Raw genomic sequence first — 21,041 nt, forward strand, 5'->3', positions numbered from 1 at the left:
CCCGGATAATCGGAGTGACCCGCCAGCGCGCACACGCGTTCCCCAAGATAGACTCCTTCCCCAAGCCCGTGATCGAAACCGCACAGGGGCCCCTGTATTCGGAGGCTGCGGTCAGAACATGGGCCGAAACGCGGGACGCCAGACCCGGACGGCCGAAAATAAACGCCTGACAAGAAAAGCGCCCCGCCAGTCTTCCGCAACGGAGGCCGGCGGGGCGCTTTTGCGTTCCGGGACAACGGTTTACGCCGCATATTCTTGCCCACATTTTGCCCACATTTTTCCGGTAAACCCCTCCAAAACGAGGTAAACGCCGGTAAATAGAAAAGCCGCTCAGTCCTACTCCCGTAAGGCAAAGCGGCTATTTCCCAATCTTCCCAAAAGTCGGACCAGCGGGATTTGAACCCGCGACCCCTTGCTGGTTTGAAGGGTTGATTCGCTAGTTTTCGCAAGCTTCGTTAGGTGCATTTTCGTTGCAATGAAGCCGTTTTAGTGACGTTCGTGAGATTCGTTGATTGCCGCTAATTTCGCCATTCTCCGCGGTCATTGTGTCCCGGTTGTGTCCACCATGACGCGGGTGTTCCCCAGTCGAATGAGACGAAATGACTGAGGAACAGCGTTGCACCAATCAATTTGTCCGATTCTCTCCTATGACTCTTGAAGCGGGGCATGTTGGCTTACCTACCATCCTTGTGTTCGCTTTCGTCGAGCGGGATTAGAGTAATGTGCGAGAAATCTATTACATCGCCGAAGAATACTTGTGATTCGTATTCCCGGACCTTGGCAGTGGATGTGACAATTTTCTTAGCCACCATGCCATTGACTCCATCCATAGGCAGCAACCTGTATTCTCCGGTTTTCTCGGAAATAGTTTTGCAGCCAGAGACGTTTGCGTACCACTGATAGTGTCCAAGGAAGACTTTCCGCTTTCCCACATAGGCATTCAGACGGCTGACTCCATGAATGCAAGAAGGGAAACTCACCTTGCGTATCGACATGCCTGAATTAAGGGTGAAGGATAGTCCGTCCCACTTGTGGAAGATATAAGCGTCCTTATGTTCCAACAGAGCCAGAGCGATAATGTCATTCTGGATGTCGAAGTCTCTGATTTCTTTGAACTCCGGGAACAAGATCTCTGACGAGGAACGCCGTTGAAGATCACTGTACAGCTGGGCAATTTCTTGCAGCTGCGCAAAGTCGGGAAGCTCATTAGTCGGCAAGTTGTCAATAGACAGGAAGGCTTCACCGTCAGGCGAGTGAAGGTTGAACTCCGATCCCTGCGACAGCTCTTGGCAAACGGTTATGGCGTCTTTGACCTTATCAACGGGCTTGCCCACTATATTTTTGATGGTGAAATTCATCTTGACTGTTGTGGTCGCATCACCATCAAAAATAAGCTGGACTCGAAGGCACTTGCTTTCATCCTCGCCAGTCCATTGAGCACCACCTTCAATTCCGTGAGTTCGCTCAACCTGTTTAAGCGACACGGAAGCAGAAGGCGAAGTCAGGATAAGCTCTAATTCATTCCCCTCATTCTGCGGGAGAATGAACGCCCGGCAGGATTGTATCTGCGTATCGGGCAACGCGCTCTTCAGAAATGGGATATTGCTGACATCCGCAAGACGAACAGGGAAATCAGCAAGTGAGGTGCCGTATTTCTTGAACGACTCAAGCTGCTCACGTTGCTCTTGGTTCTGCGGCACGAACTGCACGGGGAAGGTTATTTTCGCGAATGACGTCGCTTCCTTGTACTTGGCGATTACATCAACAGTGATTGACGACCCATCGGGCCTCTTTTCCAAAAAAGAGAAAACGAGGTTCGGTCTCGTAATGAAATACGAATGCTCGTCGAACTTGCTGGCGATGTTCACGGTATAGGCATAGTTGGGATCACGACTTTCCAGCATGCCACAAATCGAGTGAAGTTTCGACAGTAACGCTTTATCATCATGCAGATCGTCCACGCGAGCGGCCTCGATAAATGTATGGACCAGTCGCTCCACTTCGCGTATGCCGTTACCAAGGAAATAGTCATAGACTTCAGGCATATCGGTAGCCCAAGATTGGATGTTGGATAGTCCGACCCAATCACAGTGATATGACAGTTCCTTCGTTATTTCCTTGAACCACTTCAGATTCTGCGGAGTCGGGTCCAAGGGCAGGACCAGATACCAGTTCGCCACCTTATAGCCGGTTTCCCGGATATAGTTGTTCAACGATTTCAGCGATTTCTTAATCTGACTCTTCTGGCTTGTTTTAAGAGTATGGGCGAACTTCTTCACCTGATAAACGTCATAGGTGCCATCTTCGTTCCTCACCTGAAGATCTATCCCATTGTCGCCGGATGAAGGGCGAACGCGGTTTGCCTCAGGACGCTGCTTACAAATGAATACAGCAAGCAGCGTCTCCATATCCTCGCCGGACAGATTCCCCCATGGAATAGGATCTACCATTTCGCCCTTTCGCTTATGATGGTGAGACCGACGGGTCTCACATCTCCTCGAACTCTTGCGCCGGGATGGCGGTGTCGAACAGGCCGACCTGCGTATCCTGCTGGTGCTTGTCGATGCCGGCGTACGAGAGGCTGTCGTCCTCGTAGCGCTTGAACTTGTACACGGCGTCGTTCATACGCGCCGGGTTGAACACGTTCAGGCTCAGCAGCAGCTCGAAATCGTCCTTGGTCAGGCCCGTGACCTTCTTGAACAGTTCCGGCTCCAGCTTCGTGATGACGTCCTTCAACGTCTGCTCGCGGTAGTCGGTCAGGTACATGAAGATCGGGATGCGAGTGGCGAACTTGATGAGCTTCTCCTGCACCTGCTTGCGAAGGCTCTTGGTCTCCTTCTCCGCGTCGCGCAGCTCCTTCTTCTCCTCCTTGGAGGGCTTCTCGTCCTTGCTCTTCATCTCCTTGATCTGCTCGGACTTGTTGATGATCTTCTCCAAGTCGTCGTTGAGCTTACGGAAGCCCTCGATGCTCATAAGCGCGTCCATGGCACGCTGATTGTTCATCAGTTTGCGCAGGGTCAGGTCGTCCACGTTCACGAGCAGCGCGCTCTCCCAACGCTTCGCCAACAGGGTGGCCGAAGTGCCGGAGGACGCGATGTCGAGCACGTCGGTGGCATTGACCTGCTTCATGCTGCTGCCGTCATAGGCCAGCACCGGCAGGAAGTGGATGAACTCGCCCACGCTCTGCTCCGGCGAAATGGTCTGATCTGGATGCAGCGAGCAGCTGTAGTCAGCGATCTGCCGCAAAGCTCGCGTCGGCGCGAAATCGAACACGTAGCACTCGCGCTTGAGGATCGCGGTCTCGTTGGGGTGAAGTCCGTCGGGGTTGTCGATGGTCCACGGCGACTGCACGCGGAACGCCGCCTGGAAATACGTCTCCGGGCTCTTGAGGTTGCGCAGCATGAGGATGCCGGTCCACGGCTTGACGGTCACGCCCGTGGTCAGCTTGCCACACGACAGGGTTATGGTCTTCGACTCCAACGGATCCGCCATCGACTCACGCACCGGGCCCAACGCATCAAGGCCGATGCCTGCGGCGGTGCCGGCGCACACGTTCACCGTGTAGTCGTGATAGAACACGTTCTGCCGCTGCGCCAGCATGTTCGCCATCGCATAGCACGAAGCGACCGAGGGCATGAACCAGAACGTGTGCGTCAGGATGTTCTTCAACCGGGAGTCCGAGTACGGCATGGGCGGCTTCTTCGCGCCCATCTTGAGCATGTCCACCGTGGTTTCAGCGAAACCGCCGCGCAGCAGATCAAGCCACTTCTGCACCTCGCTGGGATGCTTGAACTCGGCATCCTTCCCGTCGCCCTTCGCGGCGAAGAACTCGTTCAGATCGAACTCATCGAACTCGCCGCCCGACGCGATCTCGCGGATCTGATCGGGCATCTGATAGGTCATCAGCACCATGCGCGGCAGCGACTCGTAAGGGTTCCTGCCGTCCGCCGGCTTCCAGCGTTCCTTGGCCCGCTGCTCGTCGGAGTACGTCCAGTTGAAGATCTGCTCTTCGATGAACTCGCCGTTGGCGATAGCGCGGAACGGCGTGCCCGACAGGAACAGGTACGCGCCCGTGGTGATGGGCAGGAAGTCGGTGTCGCCCTGCTCGAAGCTCTCGTCGATGATCTGCGCGACCGAGTTCATGTTGTCGTTCTGCTCGCGCTTGTCCTCCTCCTCGAAGAGTTCGCGCGCGCTGTCTCGCCAGGCGCCGAAGTGATACTCGTCGAAGATGACCAGATCCCAGTTGACCTCGTGCACCCACTCGTTACGGGCTTTGATGCCGCCGGACTCGTTCTTACCCAAGTAGTCCTGGAACGAACCGAAGCACACGATGGGACGGCTCTTGTCCGCGTGCTCGTAGTCGAGCTCAGTCTCACGGGAGATGAACTGCCAGCCGGCGAAGTCCTTGTGAGATTCCAGATCCTCACGCCATGAGTTCTCCACGGCCGGCTTGAACGTCAGCACGAGCACACGCTTGTAGCCCTGCGCCTTGGCGAACTCATAACTGGTGAACGTCTTGCCGAAGCGCATCTTCGCATTCCACAGGAAACGCGGCGGAACCCCCGGATTGTCCTTCTCGAACCGGGTAAAGAACGCCTGCGTCTTCTCCACAGCCGCACGCTGCTCCGGCCTCATGCCGAAGCTCTGCGTGCGCTGCGTCATCGAATCACGACGTTCGCGCACTGCCGCGATGGCGTTCTTCACGTCCTTGACCGTGCAGCGGTACCACTCGCCGAACTCGCAGGGGAATTGCTGGGCAAGCATCTTGTGTACGGCGTTGTCATCGAAGGCGGACCCGTCGTCACGCATCGCGCTTTCCTCCAGCACGATCCTGTAGCTGACATGGGCCGTGCCCACCTGTTCCTTGACACGAGTGGGTACATCACGTCCGGTATATCCGACCTTCAATAGCCCCTTATGAGTCGGAGCATCAATCGTGTAGGCATAGATGGTCGGAGTGATGTCGGGACGCTGCGGGAAGAAGTTATCAGGCATTGTTGGCTCCGTTCATCGGGCGGATGCAACTGGCGATGAAGTCCTGCTCTTCCTGAGTGATGCCATACTTCTCGTACAGCTTTTCGTCAGTCCACTCCTCTTTGCAGTCCTGAATCGGCACGAAGGCGAACCGGTCCTTTGTAATGTCCTGAGAGACCATGAATTGAGAAACAAGGAATCGGAAGAAGCGAGTCTCCATGTACTCCTTCAAGTGCAAGGCTTCTTCTTCTGTATCGAAGGCGCCAGCGACGAGATATGTCTCGGTACATACAACGTTTGGCTGCAGGATGTTGATCTTGGTGAAGACCTTCCTCATGCCGTTTTTGTCAGGACTGCCGGCATGATCGTAAGCCGTCTTAGCACAAATGACTTTGTACTTCTTGATCCACTCGCGGCCATTGGTGACTTCAGTGCTGGGGAACTTGCCTTCGCCATTCTGCCAATACAGGATAATGTCGCCTTTTTGCCGTGGCCGCACGTTGGTTGCAAGCCCGAACGGTTTACGACTGGATACTTGCGTGTTCATGGTTGGTTCGTGTTTGGCAAGCACCTTGCGGATGATCGGTACGGCACGGCTGTTGCGCACGAAGATGCTGAACTCGTCGAGGTCACGGACGCTGCGGTACTTCTCGCCGTTGATGACACTGGTGACGGCACACTGTCCGGGATTGTCTCGATCCCAAAGGAAATAGCAGACACCGCCGGCAAGATCCACGCCGGGGAAGCATTCGTTGGCGTTCTCGAAATCGACGATGCGGCGGAGGCGCTTGTCCGCAAGCATGTTCGCGCGGAACTCGTTCAGGCCCTTGCCTCCGCCGAACCATCGGGAGGGGATAATCATCGAGATGTAGCGTGGATTCATCTTTTCGGCCTGCTCCACGAACTTCTGGTAGATGGGGGCAGCGCTCTTGCCGAAACCGCCGTCGCTGAGCTGGTAGGGCGGGTTGCCGACGATGACATCGAACTGCATGTTGTTGAAGATCCTCTCCGGGTGGAAGGTGTGAATGAACTCGTACGTGTAGCTTTCCAGCTCGCTGCTGCGGTCGTACTGCTGCTTGGCAGCTCCGCAGTAAACGCAGTTCTTGCCATCCCAAGTGTGCTCGATGGCCTTGTAACGGATATGCCCGTCCGGGTCGTCGAACAGCGAGTCGATGGAGTATTTGCCGTTGGCCTTCTTCGAGCAGTACAGGGTGCGGCGCGACAGCAGCGCGGTCAGCTCGGTGATGGCGATGCCCCACACCTGATAGTTCAGGATGTGGTTGATGCGTTCCTGCAAGTCCGGGAACTCCGGCTCCAAACCAATCAGCAGACGTCGGGTGATCTCGCGCAGGAACACGCCGGTCTTGGTGAACGGATCAAGGAATGTGACCGAACTATCCGTCCAGATCTCCTCTGGCAGTAGATCGAGCACCCTGTTCGCAAGCTGCGGCGGAGTGAACACCTCATCGTTCGACAGGTTCGCCAGACATGACAGCACGTCCGGGTTGTACGACTTCTCGCCGAAATTCAGTCGGCTACTCATACTTGGCCACCTCCAGGAAACTCGTCAGAGGGTACTCCTTGATGGGCTTGGGGATGATCTTGCCCATCTCGTCCTCGTCGATTTCGTCCAGCATGTCGAATGTCGGCTCCTGTGTCGAAACGTTCAGCAACGCGGCGAACGTGAAGTCACGGCGCTTGACCTTGCTACCCATCACCAGCGACCACTCGGGGAACACAATCGGTTCACCCTTGCTGTCGGTCAGGGTCAGCGCGTCACCGCACAGGACGTTCTTCGAGAGCAGATACCGGATGGAATCCAGCACTTCGGAACGGCAGTCGGTCTTGAAGCGCCGCTCGTACTCGGCCTTCACGATGCCGAACAGTCGCTCGCGGCATTCCTCCACATTGTCCGCCATGATGTCCACGCCGTAGATGGAAGACACGGCCACGAACGCGTACCGCTCGTACTCCAGCTGGCTCTTGCCGTAGCGTTCGCCGACCACGGCGAGCTTGCGGCGCAGGACTTCGGACAGGAAGTTGCCGTCGCCGCACGCGGGTTCGAGGAAGCGGCTGTCGATGCGTTCGGTCTCCTGTTTGACCATATCGAGCATGGCGTTGACCTCACGCTCGTTGGTGAAGACCTCGCCGTGCTCCTCGACGCGCTGTTTCGACTTGACCTGTGCTGCCACTGGAAACCTCCTTGAAGTTCCATACTACGGGCAAAACGGGATGTTTCAGGGAAATACAGAAAAAGCCGGCACCCGGCCGCCATAAGTGGCGACGGGTGCCGGCAATAGCGGTATCACGCTGCGGCGTTGTCTTTGCTGAGCTTGCCGCCGAACGCTTGGTTCACCAAGGTGTAGACGGCCTGTGCGACGCCGATGACGCCGGTGAGGACGATGCCCCAGCCGTAGCCATGGAAGCCGTTGGTGGCGGCGATGGCGATGACTCCGAGCAGGATGCTCACGCCGAGACTGGTCAGGCCCACGTAGTCGGCGGGAATGTACTTCTTGAACGCCTGCACAAGTGCGGGCGCGATGAGGGCGACGATGCCGGCGGCGAGGGTGGTCGCTGCGGAAATATCCATGAATCTTCTCCTTAGGTTGGTTTGAGTACAGAAGCGGCGGCCTCCGGCGCGATGCCGAAGGCCGCAGACGGACGGCACGCGTCTAGTAGCGCAGCTGCTGTCCGGGGTAGATCAGGTTCGGGTTCCTGAGGTTGTTAAGCTGTGCGACGCGCTGCCAGCCGGAAGCGCCGAAGATGCCGCTCAGCGTCTCGCCGCTTCTCACGACGTGGATCCGCGTACCGGTGCCAGCGCTCGCGGTCGGAGAGCTGTTGCCACGGTAGGTGACGGTCTGGCCGGGCCAAATGCGGTGAATGTTGCCGGACGGCACGCTCCACGCGGTCACGGGCCATAGTCCGGTTCGTGCGGCGATGCCGCTGATGGTGTCGCCGGAACGCACCACCACGCTGTACCCGTTGCCCGTGTTCGGCCGAGACGGCTGCGGTGCGGGCTGGGGCTGCGGCGTCGGTGCCGGAGTGACGGTGGTGTTGCCGGGGTTGGCGTACTTGTTCCACTGTGCGGTGGTGCCGCGGAAGTAGTTCAGATCCAGCGGGCCCGCATAACCTGCAATGCGGCCGTTGCTGGTGTACTGGCGCATTGCCTCGCCGTAACGCCCGTAGTTCCACGGTCGCGTCTGGTATCCGGTGGCGTTGTTGTTGGCATACTGTGCGACCCACAGTCCGCAGTGGCTGCGCACGTCGGCCGGGATCTGGTACAGGTAGGCGGCGGATGTGTAGACGAGCGGCCATACGCCGGTCCTCGCGTGCACCCTGTTGACGAAGACGCGCACCCAGTTGGAATCGCCCCACGCGGCGTTCTGATAGCCTTCCCAGTCGAGCACGAGGATCGCGCGGCCGATGTAGGGGCGCACGGTGTTCACGAAGTAATCGGCTTCCGCGGTGGCGTTGCCGCCGCCGGCGTAGTGGTAGAAGCCGAGGCTCTTGCCCCGCTGCTGCACGCAGCGCGCCTGACTGGTCATGTATCCGTTGGTGAAACCGGTGCCCTGCGTGGCCTTGACCACGGCGAAGTCGTAGTCGGCGGTGCACGTGACGGTCGGAGACTGCCAGCTGCTTACGTCGATGCCGCGCATGTCGGCCATCGCGCTGGGCGTGACGGTGAGCATGGCGAGCAGCAGCGCCACGGTCGCGAGTAGTCGGTGCTTGATCTTGGACATGCCTTTGTCCTCTCTTATGGGAAAGCCCCAGTGCGATTGGCGTCGCATGGGGCTTTCCGGTTTTGACTGATCGGTCTGTTCTGTTGTTCTTCAGTTATGTGGCGTGTGGTGTGGTTGGTAGTTCCAGTCATCGGTGTCGAGCCGGTGCCGGTAGTCGTCTTCGAGCTGCTGGCAACGCACGTGGCCGGGCCCGTTGCCGCCGCGCTCGATATAGGCCTTGCCGGCGTCGAGCTGATGCTCGTGCTGCATACGGCTCGTGGTCGGCAGAAACAGGGACTGCCGGTAGATCTCCAGTTCGAGCCGGCGGATGGTCGCGGACTCGGCTATCACCTGTTCAAGGTTCCTGCGCTGGTCGATGCGTCGCAGGAACCATGAGACGAACGCGGTAAAAGCACCGGAGCCAAGCACTGAACAAAAGATGGTGAGGCTGATGGCAATACCCGAGTTCATGTGCTCTTCCTATCGACGCCGGTAAGCATGAACGAAAAAGGCGGGGACAAAATCTGGTTATTACGATTCGTCGCACTGCATAAGTTGAAAGGCTTGAGCATGGTGGGGCTCGCCGGATCCGTGAATGCAATCGTCACCGTACCGCTGTCTCTGACACTGGTAATTTTGGGAACCGTCCAGATGGAAGATGCGCCGCTCTCGGAGGGAGATGCCAGACATTGGACCATCGGGCAACTGGAACGCAGGCTAGACGAGGAGCCAAAGACATATTCATCAGGTAGTACTTGAACGGTCACTTCGGAGATACTGAAGGATGAATACAACTCATTGGGGAATAGCGTGACCATAACGTCGTAATGGATTCCCCGACCTGGATACAGCAAAACCGAAGCCACCTCAAATGGCTCTTCGTAATAGCCTTTGCGAGAATAGAATCTTCCGCTTTCTTTCAAAGACAACGTTCCGTCCGCCCATACGTTGAAATCATCACCCGGCTTGACGATGCCCGCCTTATCGGCAGTTGCGATGCCGCCGGCATCACCGGGGTCGCCTTTGTCTCCCTTCTCGCCTTGCTTGCCGCGCGGCAGACCCAACGCGATGATGGTGTCGCCGTTCGCGTCCGTACTGGTGTTCACGGTCGGCGTCGCAGCATCGAGCGCCGTGGCGGTCACGCTGCTGATCTTGCTGCCACGTGGAATGCCGAGATTGAGCTGGCGCTTCAGTCCGATGCCGGTCAGAGCGCTTGTGGCATTCTTCGCCGGGGTGAGCGTGGTGACAGTGCCGATGTCGATGCTCGCTTCGGCGATCATCTGTTTAGCCTCGTCGATGGTGTCGTGAAGATCCTTGAGCGGATCCGCGATCTCAGGGGCCTTCGGATTCACACGCGCCGGTTCGACCATAACGGGAATGTTGCGGCTGGAGATGATGCCGCCGTCTGCGTCCTCGATGTCGATGCCGAGCACGGTGCGCTCGCCAGCGTCCTGCAGCAGAGAGCGCGGCACAGGCGCGGTGAAGCTGACACGGTACACGCCGGCGGGGTTGTCGGTGCCGGCGGTTTTGGTCATGTCGGTGAATCCGCCGCCACTGTTCGGATTGGTGGGATCCCGGTTCCATGTCAGTCGTGCTGATAGGCCGTTGAGGTCGTCCACGTCATTGCCGCCGTCGGTGATGTTGAACTTGAGGATGCGCCCGTCCAAGTCGCCTGCGTTGAGCCGGATCGGTGGCGCGTAGTCGTTGGCGAGGTCGAGCGTGGCTTCGATGGTGCGGTATTTCTCGATTTCATAGCGTGCCACGATGGCTCCTTACTCAATGGGTTCCGGTTCCTGTTTGACGAACGCGCCGTCCTTGAACGTCCATGTGCCCGAAGCGTCGGTGAGGCTGATGGCGTCGCCCAGGGTGATGGCGAGGTCTTCATAGTGGAAGGTGACGCCGCTGGTCGATTGCTGGATGGCTTGGGCATGGTTGGCGGTGATGATGGCCGCATCGTCCCACGTCTTAGCTTTCGCGTTCACGGTCGCCGCGGTCGCATCCCAGACAGGTTGCTTGGCGGCGAGGGTCGTACCGGTGTTGTCCCAGCTCGGGGCTTTCTGTTCGAGGGTCCCGGCTGCGGTATTCCATCTGCCGCTGTTGTCCACGACGGTCTGGGCTACCTGATCCCATTTGGATGCGTTCTGCGTGACCTGTTGGCTTGCGCTCTGCCATGTGGCGGTTCCGGCAATCACCCGGTCGAGCCGTTGCTCGGCGCTGCGACTGGATGCGGTGAAGCGTTCGATGATGTTGCCGACGGTGATGACCGTGAGTGCCGGTTCGAGCAGGTCCTCTTCCAGTTGGAGCACACGGCCGGCCAGTCTGAGGTCGGGCGTGAAGGTGGTGTCCACGAGCAGCACGCGGTCGCCCAATGCGACTCCGATGGTGTTCATGCCGGCTTGCGTGAAGGTGAGCACGTCGGCCTCGTAGCTGACGGTGGGCGTGCTGCGGCGTTTCAGCTCGGCTTTGGTCTCGGCGAGCAGCTGGGCCTTGTCCTCGCAGTCGCCGTTCTCGTAGATGCCTTCGGCCGGGTGGATCGCCGTGGTGGTGACTTCGGTGATGTTCACGTCGTCCACGTAGATGACGGCGGTGGGGTTCTCGATCCACAGGCGCACGGCGCTGCATAGCCGGTGGGTGGTGAACTGTCGTGTGGTCTTCGTCCATTGCCCGGTGTTCTTCACAGGGTCAAGGGTGATGGTGGAGGTCGGATACATGTTCACGTTCTGCGACACCTTCAGCGTGAGTGTGGAGCCAACGGGACCGTGCGTCCAGAGGGTGAGCTGATGTTCCTTGCCGCCCTTCACGTCGGTGTGGTCGCAAATCGCGGACGTGGCGCACGTGCTGGTGTCGGTGCCCATGCGCAGCATGACCTTGCCTTCATGCGGGGTGACGGCACCGTCCTTCTTCACGAGCGCGTCGAGGAACGCGGCGGTCGGGCTGAAGAGCCATCCGTCACCGTATTGCTTCTCGAATCCTCCACCCACGACGAGGTTCTTGCCCATGGTGCTCACATCCGGGCCGGGCAGTCCCCATAATGCGGTGGCTTCCGGGTCTTCGACGTAGGGCTTGCCGTTGTTGATGTCGCTGAAGTCGATGCGGCGTCCGTAGCCGCCGGTTTCGTTGCCGTCCTCGTCGGTGCTCGGCAGTCCTTTGCCGTATCCGTAGAGACGGGTTTTGACTCCGGTGGCATCCACGGTGCGGGTGATGCCTTTGAGGTCGTGCCCGTACTCGAAACGGCGCGGCGTCGCACTGGTCTGGTCGCCTTGTGCTTTGACGAGGCTGATGGCCCGGTCGGTGATTGTGGTGTGGTCGGCGTCCATGAGGTAGCTGGCCGTGATCTCCAGACCGAACGTGTCGGCGATGCTTTCAACGGCTTCCAGGGCGCTGATGTGGTAGAAGCTCAGGTCCGCGGTGCCGGTGCCTTCGACGGTGCCGACCGTCCAGCGTGTGCCTTCCAGTGCCTTGGTCAGGCATTGCGTGGCGGTGGCGCCGCGGTTGCGTTTGTCCTCGATGAATTTGTCGTCGAGTTCGTTGACGCTTCCTTTGCATACGAGGCTGGTGACGATGCGGGCTTCCTCGCGCCGGTGTTCCGGCGAGACGACGACGGCTTCCTGAAGTCGTCCGCGTGGATCCGTGAACACGAGTCGGTCGCCCTTGCCGATGCCGCTTTCGCCGATGGCGGTGACTTCCAACGTTCGGGTGCCGTCCACTCCGCTTGTCCATTTGGCCGAGGTGATGCCGGTCAGGTCGGGTTTGGGCTGGTCCCATCGGTCGAAGCACGCGAACCGCATGAGTGGTCTCCGTTCTCTAGAGCAGCCATCGCGGCGTGTAGGTGACGTGCTGCGTGTACTTCTTCACGTTGGTTTTCGGGCTTACGGTGCCGCTGAACGTGGCGGGGCCGGGCGGCACGGTGGGATAGTCGTCGTCGATGGCGATGGCCCTTGCCTCGCCTCGCCATGTGACGTTCCGGTTTTCGCAGTCGATGACGAGCGGGTGCGGGTCGTCCCAGAGGCCGGCGCCGGTGAGCGTGTTCGCCACACGCACCTGCACGCCGTTGGCGGTGAACGTGTGCGTGGTGGCGACCGGGGTCACGTCGTCCACTTTTTCATCGATGAGCTGGTGGAACACGGGCGGGGTCGGCCGGTTGCCGAGGATCCGCGCGTGCGTCGTCCTGTCGTCGAGATTCAGGTCGATGCGCTGCTCGGGCCCGTAGGCGTAGGGATCCGCATCCAAGGCGAGCGTGCAGGTGCTCCACTGGAGTGCGCCGCCGGCGTCATATCGGTCGGCCCATGCTCCGACGGCGAGCCGGCCCCGGTATTCGCCGAGGCTCGTCAGGCCGCCGATGCGGATGCTGCGGCCGTTGCGGCCGCCGATGAGAGCTTTGGCTTCCTCGATCTCCATGGGGTCGCCGGTCGCCGCCACGGTGATGGTGATCTCGCGGCGTTCCATCGCCGGATACCCGTGTGCGTCGTCCAAGGTCATGTCCCAGCCGCCGGAACGGCCGGGAGCGGATTGGAACGAGGTGACGGGCTTCGTCTCGCCGATGGTGATGCCGCCGGCCGTGGCGAACACGGCGTAGTCGGAGAGGTGTTGTCCGTCGATGGTGAGGCGGCTCTTGTCGAGCGCGAGGCCGCGTAGCCGGTTCGTGTTCATCACTAGTAGCCTCGTGCCTTCCTGTTGCCGAGCGCCTTGTCGATCGCGGGCGCGAGCTCGCCGGCCATCACCCCGCTGTCAAGCAGCAGCCGCATCGCCGGCATGGTCTGAAGCGCTTCGGCGACGGCGATGATGATGTCGTCCTTGGTCAGCGGCTTCACGATGTTGCCGGTATCGGTGCTGCGGCGGCTGGTGTCGTCGGCGACGGTTTGGATGCGGGTGGTGCGGGTCACGTCCGCATCGGTTTCCAGCTGGAACGGGTGGTCGCCGATCGTGGCGTCGAACGCGTTGTAGGCTTGCCCCGCGAGGTTGGTGGCGGCACGGCTGACGGTCTTGGTGCTCTCGATGATGCCGTTGGCCAGGCCGCGGCCGACCATGACGCCCACGGTGTCGCGCATGAGCTTGGACGGGGATGCGATGCCGAAGAAGCTTTTGACCGCGCTCCATGCGTTCTTCGCGAGTCCGACTATCGCGTCCTTGATGGCGCCGCCGGCGTTCATCAGGCCGTTCTTGATGCCTTCGATGACGTTGCGGCCAAGTCCGCCCCAGTCCACGTTCGTCAGTCCGTCCCAGATGGCCTTGATGATTTGCGGCAGGGCCGCGATGAGTTGCGGGATGGCCTTGATGACGCCGACCACGAGCTTGCCCAGCAGGGTCAGTCCGGTTTCGATGATGCGTGGCAGGTGCTTGCCGATGCCGTTGACGAATCCGCTGATGATCTGCGGCAGCGCGGCCACCAGTTGCGGTATCGCGTCGATGATGCCGGTGATGAACTTCAAGAGGAGTTCCACGCCGGTCGTCAGGATCTGCGGGAGCATGGCGAGGATGCCGTCCACGAACCCGGTGATGATCTTGGGCAATGCCTCGATGAGCTTGGGCAGCGCATTGAGGATGCCTTCGACGAACTTCGCCAGAAGGTTCAGACCGGAGTTGATGATCTTCGGCAGGTTGTCGATGATGCCCTGCACGAGTGTGAGGATCATCTCCAGCGCGATCGGCAGCAATGTGGGCAGGGCGTTGGCGATGCCGTCCACCAGCGAGGTGAGGATGTCCGCGGCGACGGTCAGGATCTGCGGCAGGTTCTGGGTGATGCCCTGCAATACCGAGGTGAGCAGCGTCAGGCCGGATTGCATGAGCGCCGGCAGCTGGGTCGTGACCCAGTTCTGGAACTCGGTGATGTAGCCGGGCAGTTTGACGGTCAGGAACTCGGTGACGTGCGTCTGCAACTGTCCGCCGAGGCTCTGGTTCAACGCGCCCAGGGCGACGACGAGCGCGCCGATGATGGCGGCGATGCCGAAGTATTTCAAAAAGTTGGCCGGGTTGAAGAAGTTCAGGAACATGGTCCCGATGCCGCTCAGCCCTGACTGTATCGGGCCGGCCAGCGTGCTGCCGAAGCCTTGGAACGCGGTGTCGAACGCCGATGTGACCGGTGAGAGGAATCCTCCGACCTTGGCGGCGAGGGCTTGGAACGGTGCGGCGATCTTCGAGCCGATGCCGCCGATGCCCTGTTGCAGGGGCACGTAGATCTTGCTGTCGAACATGCCGACGAGGGTCGAGCCCACGCCGCTCAGGCCACTCTTCACTCGGTTGGACATCATGCCGAAAATGCCGCCGAAGTTCGCATCCACGAGCCCCAAGGCGTTGCCCCAGCGGGTGCCGAGGTCGCTGAAGATTCCGCCCGCGCCGGACACGATGCCCTTGAGTTTGCCGAAGTTGCCTTTGACCGTGGAGACGAGCGCGCCCGCGCCGTCGCCGGCGAGGGTGAATACGTCGAGGATCTGCGGCGTGTACTGGCCTATCGCGGTGAATCCGGCGAACGCGCCCACCAACAGGCCCGCCTGTTCGGCGATGTCCTTGATGGTGATGCTACCGTCCGCGAGTCCGTCGGCGAATTTCTGGATCCACGGGGTGACGCGTTCCACGGCGCCGGCGAGCTTGCTGCCGAGCTGGTCGGCCAAGGGTTGTATGGCAGTGTTCACCTTGTCGATGGCCGGGGTGAGCACGTTGAACACGTCGCGCAACGCGTTTAGCGCGGGGGTCGCGGCCTTCTGGCCGAGACGGCTCAATGCGGCCTTGACGTTGGACAGCGCGCCGCTGAAGGTTTCGCCGGCCGCCAACGCTGCGCCGCCGAGGTACTTATCCATTGCGGTGGCGAATGTCTGGAAATCGACCTTGCCTTCCGACACCATGTCGGAGACGTCCTGCGTGGAGACGCCCAGCTGGTCGCTCAACGCCTGCAGGACGGGCACGCCACGCGAGGTGAGCTGGAGCATGTCGTCGCCTTGCAGCTTGCCGCGGGCCATGACGGACGTGAAGATCGCGCCCGCGTCACTGAAGCCCATGCCAGCGATCTGCGCGGTGTCGCCCACGGTCTTGAGGACCTTGGTGAGCTGTTCGCCCGGCTTGATGCCTGAGGCGACCGCGCTGGCGGCGACGGTGGCGGCTTCGTCGAGCCCGTAGGCGGTGCCCTTGACGGCCGCGTTCGCGTTCGCCATGATTTCCGCGATGGATTCCGCGCTGTGGCCGAGGCCCTTGAGCTTGGCCTGCGCGTTCTCGATGTTCAACGCTCTGGCGAAGCCGCCCTTGGCGGCCAATGCGGTGATGCCGCCGCCGATGGTGCTCAGGGCGCCGAGGCCGATTTTGCCGATGGTGGCGAAGCCCTTGCCGGATGCCTTGACGAGGCTGGTCGAAAGGTTGCCGCCGAGCTTCTGACCGGCGGGCTTGAGGCTGATGCCGCCGAGTTCGGCGGCGATCTTGTTCTGCGCGCCCTTCAACGTGGGGACGATGTTCACCCAGGCGGTCGCCAATGTGGCCAAGTTCGTCCCCTCTCCGTTGAAGGTGTGCGCTGTTCGGTTATGTGAGGGCCACGCGCGGCCGGTTGAGGTAGGCGCGCAACTGGGTCTTGCTCATGCCGGTCAGCTCCGGGTCGCGTCTGCGTGACGCGGTTTCGGCGGGTGCGGGCGTGGGTTTCGGCTTGCCGCGGTTCTTCTGACCGTCTTTGGTCTTGGCCCATACGAGCCAACGCAGCGAGTATTCGATGCTCCGCAGCCACCAGTCGGTCGGCGTCCATGCGTTGCGTTCGTCCAGTACTGCTGCGAGCCGGCTGCCGGCGGGCGCGTTGGCGGCGATGAGCCACACGTCACGCCACGTCAGCAGCGGCCCGCCGAGCCATCTGAGCCGGACACCGTTTCGGATGAGCTCGTATTCGAGCTCGTCCCTATGTGTGTCGATGAGCCATTGGACGGCGGCTAGTCTTTTGGGTTGCCCGTCCACGCGGTGATGAAGTCGTTGAGCTGCTGCGGATGCAGTTGGTCGAGCAGCGGATGCGCTTCCTCGGGGAAGAGCGTGTAGAAGCGTTCGATGTCGCCATTCGTGATGGCCCTGAGGTCGCCGATGGTCAGCGAGTCCGAGGTCTTGACCTTGTAGCGGGTCTTCGAGCCGGGGAACTGCACTTCCACGAAGTCGTCGCCCTTGGATTGGTAGTCGTTGATGATGATTGCCATGATTGCCGTGTCCTTCCATGCCGTGCCGTGTCAGTGGGAGTGGATCCGGTGGCGGCGGACACGGCATCGGCACCGCCACCGGACTGGGAACAATGGAAGGTCAGGCGGTCTTCGCGGCCGTCGTCTTCGTGGTGGTCTTGCGCTTCGTCGCGGCCTTGGTAGCGGCCTTGGCGAGTGTGGGCACTTCCGCATCGGACAGCGCTGCCGGTTCGTTCGCGGCCTCGTCGGCGGCGGTTTCTCCACCGGTGACGTAGGCGATGTACTCGTACGCGGTGTTGCCGTTCATGTCGGGGAACGCGTTGATGGTGGGCGTGTAGGTGATGGCCTCGCCGTCGGCATAGGTCACGTCGTCCACGTCGCCGGTCTTGCCGACCGGTACGACGATGCGCTTGACCCTGTTGCCCGTCATCGCGAACTCGAACACGTACACGAGCTCCGGCGGTTCGGCCGAATTGTGTTTGACGGTGATCTGGTCCTTGCCGCCCACGGTCTTGGTCTCCACGTTGTCGGGTCCGTAGGTCACGGCCAGGGTCTCCGGCGTGGTCTCCAACATGCCGAACTGGAAACTCTCCGCACGGCTTGTGGTCACACTGAGCACGCGGTCTCCGCCGAACGCGTTGATGTCCTCGCTGTCACGGTCGATGGTGTTCGTCACGCCATCCTCCGACAGGTAGCCGAGGTCGTGGAACTTGTCCGTGAGAGCGGTGGTAGCGTCGGTGGGCGGGGTCGCCTCACCTACCTTGCCGTACCATGCGCCGCCCGCGTAGCGTCCGCCGTCACCGTGCGGCTTGCCGACGGACACCATCTGAGCATTGGGTTTGCCCATAGTCGTTTTCTCCTTACGTGTGTTTGTGTACCGTCAGTTCGGCGGTGATCTGATAGCGTGGCGACCGTTCGTCGAGCGGATAGTTGAGCGTGGATTCGATGCGCACCCTCGCCACGGCCGGGATCCGCGTCGCCCGCTCCAGCAGCACCTTCACCCGTTGCGCGAGGAATGCCGCCTGCACGCGGCTTGTGTCCCAGCATTGGATGGCGAGCAATGGCCGGTCGGTGAACGGGGATTCATCGCCGCCCACGCGTTCGATGGTCACGAACTGTTCCGGCCGTTTCGCCGGCACATCCGTGGATACCGGGATGCCGGACAGTTCGGGTTGGTGGTTGAGGAACTGCACGAGTGTGGTTTCTATGCTCAACATGTTGTTCAATTCCTTCCGGCGTCGAGGGATTTCAACAACGTGTTGTGCTTGGCGTTCGACCGTTTCGCGTACCGGGTGGTGGCTCGCACGGCTCCGTGGGGACGGTCGGTCTTGATGACGTCGCCGACGTATCCCTTGGCGTTGTGCATTCGATTCGCCGCGGCCGTGATTGCCTCGGTGCGACGTTCGATGTCATTGCGCACACCCGCGCTGTTGAGCACGTCCAGCACGCCGGAACTGTGAAGCCTGACCTTGACCTTCGCCATGGTTCAACCTTCCGAATAGGTGGCTTCGACGCTCATGTTCCATGCGGTCGGCTTCATGCCGCCGTCGAGCGGTATGGGATGTCCGACCACGCAGTACGGGTGCGCTTCGTCGCCACGGATGATGATTCGGCACCCGTCAAGCGGGCCACCCGCATAGTCGCGTGGGAAACGGAACACGGCGTCCACGGTCATGCCGTCGGGCCGGGTGGAATCGTCGGCGTTCGCCGTGTTCGGTGAATCCACGAGCACGTTTTCGACGGTCTTGCGCTCCCATTCATAGACGGGGTTGTTGCCTTCGTCCACGCCCGATTGGATGCGGCGCAATACGGTGACGGTTTCGCCCTTCACCTGTTGCCTCCGCTCATGTCGAGGTGGAACGCTCGCGCCTTGCCGCCTCCCAATCGGGTCTTCTCAGCCTTGGTCAGGTAGAGGTCGCCCATGGGATTCGAGTAGGTGAACGATTCGCTGAAGCTGCCGGCGGTCTGCTGCGCGTTCGTCACGCCCAGCCGCTCGTCGCCCACGCTCATCTTGCGGATGACCATCGCGCACGCGATTGCGGTCAGCGTGCGTTCGGATGCCTGAGACCATCTGGGGCAGGTGTCCATGATGATCTGGGTGGCGTCCTCCAATAACGTGGCCGCGGTGTCGCGCTCCGGCCCGGTGAGCGTATGCCAGCGTTTCTCCACGTCCGCGTAGGTGGCGAACGGTTTGAACTCGTCGGCCATGCGCCCCGCCTTACTTGGCGATGACGCCGAACGTACGCAACGCGGCGAACGCCTTGTTCACCGCCGTCACGATCGCGGCGGCATCGGCGCCGGCGGCAAGATCCGCGATGGCCGCTGCCGCGGTGGGCTTGCCGGAGATGTTTGCCTATGTGGGAGCGGTCGGAATGGTGGGCTTGTTCGTCAGATCCGTGTAGGAACCCGTGAAGCTGGAGGTTCCCGCGCCGATGGCCTTGCGCGCGGTGGCCGCGTCCGTGGCGGCCATTACGGCCTTGCCGACCGTAGTCGCCCCGGACAGAGTGGAAGCGGTCGGCATCGTGGGAATGGTCGGCTTGCCGGTAAGGTCGCCGTACGCGCCACTGAAGTTGGACGTGCCCGCGCCGATGGCGGTGCGTGCCTCGGATGCGCTCAACACGCGCAACAGGGTCTTGCCGAGTGCAGTAGCGCCGCCCAGCGTATCCACATGCGCGGCAGCGGAACCGGTGAACGGCGTGCCATCCGGGTTAAGCAGTCTGACCGGCTCGGCGAGCACTGGCACTCCGTCGTCGCCGGTCTGAACGACAAGGGTCTTGACCGGGGCCACGCTCAACGCTTCACCGCCTTCGCACGCGTGCCGGCCACGGGGCTCGTGGCCTTGAGCACCGCGATGGCGGTCGGGTCGATGATCGCGTAGGAGAACACGGCCTCACTGCGGTAGGCGATCTGGTTGCTGCCGGCGAGGTCCACGCCGGTGTTGTCGGGGTCGCCGTACGGGATGACCTCGGCCGTGATCGGACGTACGAGACGCCATTTGATCGTGGAGAAGTCGCCCATGAACGCGAGCACGTCGGTGGAGCCGTTCACGTACTGGCCTTCCACGGTGGTGCTCGTGCACGCGCGGATGCCGTCCAGAGTGCCCGCGTTCAGGCTCAGCGGGATCTCCGGGAAGAGGCGCCCGCCGGTGTTGGAGACGCGCAGCTTGCGAAGCTCGTTCGCGAGCGTGCGGGACAGGGCCACGCCGTTGATGTTCACGCGCAGCAGCTGGTCGGTGAGCAGGTCGAGGTTGGCGAGCTGGTCGTCCGTGCCCTTGACCTGCGTGGCGATCTTCGCCAGCGCCTCGTAGCCGGTCATCGCCTCGCCGGAAGCGGGGTTCACGCCGTGGTAGATCACATAGTCGAGGGCTTCGCCCAACGCGGCGGCCTGATCGGCCTGAATCGCGTCGAGAATCTGGAGCTGGTTGTCCTCGTCGGCCCACTGGAGCTGCTTGCTGACGCGCGTGGTGCACTGGACCGTGAACCGCTTGCCTTCCTTCGGAGTGATCGGCTGCTCATAGCCGCTCTTCTTCGCGCCCTCGGCCACAACCTCGGCGCGCGCCTTGCCGGTGAACACGTTGTACTTGTCATCCATGAAGCCGAGCTTGTCCGCCGGGCTCAGCGTGGCGATCGTGCTGGTGTCGTGCGCCTTGCCCACCACCGCGAGGCTCACGGACGTGGGCAGCGTCACCTGATTGGTCTGCAAAACCATATGTTTCCTTAACTCTTAGGTTGATGCTTACTTGCCGCCGAACAGCTGTTTGAGCAGTCCGACGTTCGGATTCGCCGCAGCGTCCGGCGTGCCCGCCGGATCCGCGACCTTCGCTGCGGAAGGTTTGGTCTGCGCGGCCATGTAGGTCTTGATGGCCTGGGCGTGCGCGTTGATCTCCTCGGCCGTCTCGCCGCGCAGCAGATCGACCGGAACTCCGGTCTTCTTGGCGGCTTCGTCGCGCCATGTGAGCCGCTGCTGGGCGGTCTTCAGGTCGTTGAGCTCTTTCTCGGCGCGGGCAGCGCGGGCCTCCAGCTTCTGCGTCTCCGACAGCTGGGATTCCTTCAACGCGGCCAGCTCGTCGGCGGCCGACTTGTTCGCCTCGGCCTTGCCGCGCCAAGATTTCGACCGTTCGAGCTCCGCCTCGTATCGTGCCTTCCAGTCGATGTCTTCCGGCGGTGAACCCGACGAATCGTTTTCGGCGTTCGGGGCGCTGTTGTCTTCGGCCATG

Annotated in this window: 21 protein-coding genes; all 21 read right to left on the reverse strand. The window is 61.1% G+C overall.

Going from position 1 to position 21,041, the window contains the following annotated elements:
- Nucleotides 1–674 precede the first annotated feature (674 nt).
- The 21 genes from BBIA_RS07285 to BBIA_RS07385 all read right to left on the reverse strand — a co-directional run bounded on the left by BBIA_RS07285 (nucleotide 675) and on the right by BBIA_RS07385 (nucleotide 21,040).
- On the reverse strand, nucleotides 675–2,450 hold the full coding sequence (locus BBIA_RS07285; protein ID WP_033492291.1) for a hypothetical protein: 1,776 nt from the start codon (nucleotides 2,448–2,450) through the stop codon (nucleotides 675–677).
- Between the two features lie 37 nt (nucleotides 2,451–2,487).
- Nucleotides 2,488–4,995, reverse strand: coding sequence for a DEAD/DEAH box helicase (locus BBIA_RS07290; RefSeq protein WP_033492290.1), 2,508 nt, complete (start codon nucleotides 4,993–4,995; stop codon nucleotides 2,488–2,490).
- A complete protein-coding gene (locus BBIA_RS07295; RefSeq protein ID WP_033492286.1) occupies nucleotides 4,988–6,517 on the reverse strand; it encodes an Eco57I restriction-modification methylase domain-containing protein in 1,530 nt (509 codons plus the stop codon). The genes BBIA_RS07290 and BBIA_RS07295 overlap by 8 nt, the downstream gene beginning before the upstream one ends.
- Entirely contained in the window at nucleotides 6,510–7,166 is a 657-nt protein-coding gene (locus BBIA_RS07300; RefSeq protein WP_033492285.1) for a hypothetical protein, read from the reverse strand. The genes BBIA_RS07295 and BBIA_RS07300 overlap by 8 nt, the downstream gene beginning before the upstream one ends.
- Before the next feature lie 113 nt (nucleotides 7,167–7,279).
- Entirely contained in the window at nucleotides 7,280–7,564 is a 285-nt protein-coding gene (locus BBIA_RS07305) for a hypothetical protein (RefSeq protein WP_033492284.1), read from the reverse strand.
- 82 nt (nucleotides 7,565–7,646) lie between these two features.
- A complete protein-coding gene (locus BBIA_RS07310) occupies nucleotides 7,647–8,714 on the reverse strand; it encodes a GH25 family lysozyme (protein ID WP_033492283.1) in 1,068 nt (355 codons plus the stop codon).
- Nucleotides 8,715–8,804: 90 nt separating this feature from the next.
- On the reverse strand, nucleotides 8,805–9,164 hold the full coding sequence (locus BBIA_RS07315) for a hypothetical protein (RefSeq protein ID WP_033492282.1): 360 nt from the start codon (nucleotides 9,162–9,164) through the stop codon (nucleotides 8,805–8,807).
- Nucleotides 9,161–10,456 (reverse strand): hypothetical protein, encoded by a 1,296-nt coding sequence (locus BBIA_RS07320; RefSeq protein ID WP_033492281.1) that lies wholly within the window; start codon nucleotides 10,454–10,456, stop codon nucleotides 9,161–9,163. The genes BBIA_RS07315 and BBIA_RS07320 overlap by 4 nt, the downstream gene beginning before the upstream one ends.
- Nucleotides 10,457–10,465: 9 nt before the next feature.
- The gene (locus tag BBIA_RS13385; protein WP_051923887.1) at nucleotides 10,466–12,481 is read right to left on the reverse strand and encodes a phage tail spike protein; all 2,016 of its coding nucleotides are present in this window, start codon (nucleotides 12,479–12,481) and stop codon (nucleotides 10,466–10,468) included.
- Nucleotides 12,482–12,497: 16 nt separating this feature from the next.
- Entirely contained in the window at nucleotides 12,498–13,346 is an 849-nt protein-coding gene (locus BBIA_RS07330) for a hypothetical protein (protein ID WP_152600467.1), read from the reverse strand.
- Nucleotides 13,346–16,159 (reverse strand): phage tail protein, encoded by a 2,814-nt coding sequence (locus tag BBIA_RS07335; protein WP_152600466.1) that lies wholly within the window; start codon nucleotides 16,157–16,159, stop codon nucleotides 13,346–13,348. Before BBIA_RS07335 ends, BBIA_RS07330 begins: the two co-directional genes overlap by 1 nt.
- Nucleotides 16,160–16,196: 37 nt before the next feature.
- Nucleotides 16,197–16,616, reverse strand: coding sequence for a DUF5361 domain-containing protein (locus BBIA_RS07340; protein WP_238548464.1), 420 nt, complete (start codon nucleotides 16,614–16,616; stop codon nucleotides 16,197–16,199).
- Nucleotides 16,592–16,846, reverse strand: coding sequence for a hypothetical protein (locus BBIA_RS07345; RefSeq protein WP_033492279.1), 255 nt, complete (start codon nucleotides 16,844–16,846; stop codon nucleotides 16,592–16,594). The genes BBIA_RS07340 and BBIA_RS07345 overlap by 25 nt, the downstream gene beginning before the upstream one ends.
- Before the next feature lie 100 nt (nucleotides 16,847–16,946).
- Nucleotides 16,947–17,672, reverse strand: coding sequence for a phage tail tube protein (locus BBIA_RS07350; RefSeq protein ID WP_033492278.1), 726 nt, complete (start codon nucleotides 17,670–17,672; stop codon nucleotides 16,947–16,949).
- 13 nt (nucleotides 17,673–17,685) lie between these two features.
- On the reverse strand, nucleotides 17,686–18,042 hold the full coding sequence (locus tag BBIA_RS07355; protein WP_033492275.1) for a hypothetical protein: 357 nt from the start codon (nucleotides 18,040–18,042) through the stop codon (nucleotides 17,686–17,688).
- Nucleotides 18,043–18,047: 5 nt separating this feature from the next.
- A complete protein-coding gene (locus BBIA_RS07360; protein WP_033492274.1) occupies nucleotides 18,048–18,308 on the reverse strand; it encodes a hypothetical protein in 261 nt (86 codons plus the stop codon).
- A 3-nt stretch (nucleotides 18,309–18,311) separates the two neighbouring features.
- Nucleotides 18,312–18,656 (reverse strand): hypothetical protein, encoded by a 345-nt coding sequence (locus BBIA_RS07365; RefSeq protein ID WP_033492273.1) that lies wholly within the window; start codon nucleotides 18,654–18,656, stop codon nucleotides 18,312–18,314.
- Nucleotides 18,653–19,033 (reverse strand): Gp19/Gp15/Gp42 family protein, encoded by a 381-nt coding sequence (locus BBIA_RS07370; protein ID WP_033492272.1) that lies wholly within the window; start codon nucleotides 19,031–19,033, stop codon nucleotides 18,653–18,655. Before BBIA_RS07370 ends, BBIA_RS07365 begins: the two co-directional genes overlap by 4 nt.
- A gap of 145 nt (nucleotides 19,034–19,178) precedes the next feature.
- Nucleotides 19,179–19,619 (reverse strand): hypothetical protein, encoded by a 441-nt coding sequence (locus tag BBIA_RS13390; protein WP_033492271.1) that lies wholly within the window; start codon nucleotides 19,617–19,619, stop codon nucleotides 19,179–19,181.
- On the reverse strand, nucleotides 19,616–20,533 hold the full coding sequence (locus BBIA_RS07380; RefSeq protein ID WP_033492267.1) for a phage major capsid family protein: 918 nt from the start codon (nucleotides 20,531–20,533) through the stop codon (nucleotides 19,616–19,618). Before BBIA_RS07380 ends, BBIA_RS13390 begins: the two co-directional genes overlap by 4 nt.
- Before the next feature lie 27 nt (nucleotides 20,534–20,560).
- A complete protein-coding gene (locus BBIA_RS07385) occupies nucleotides 20,561–21,040 on the reverse strand; it encodes a hypothetical protein (RefSeq protein WP_051923889.1) in 480 nt (159 codons plus the stop codon).
- Nucleotide 21,041 lies beyond the last annotated feature (1 nt).

The organism is Bifidobacterium biavatii DSM 23969 (assembly GCF_000741165.1).
GTDB classification, from domain to species: Bacteria; Actinomycetota; Actinomycetes; order Actinomycetales; family Bifidobacteriaceae; genus Bifidobacterium; species Bifidobacterium biavatii.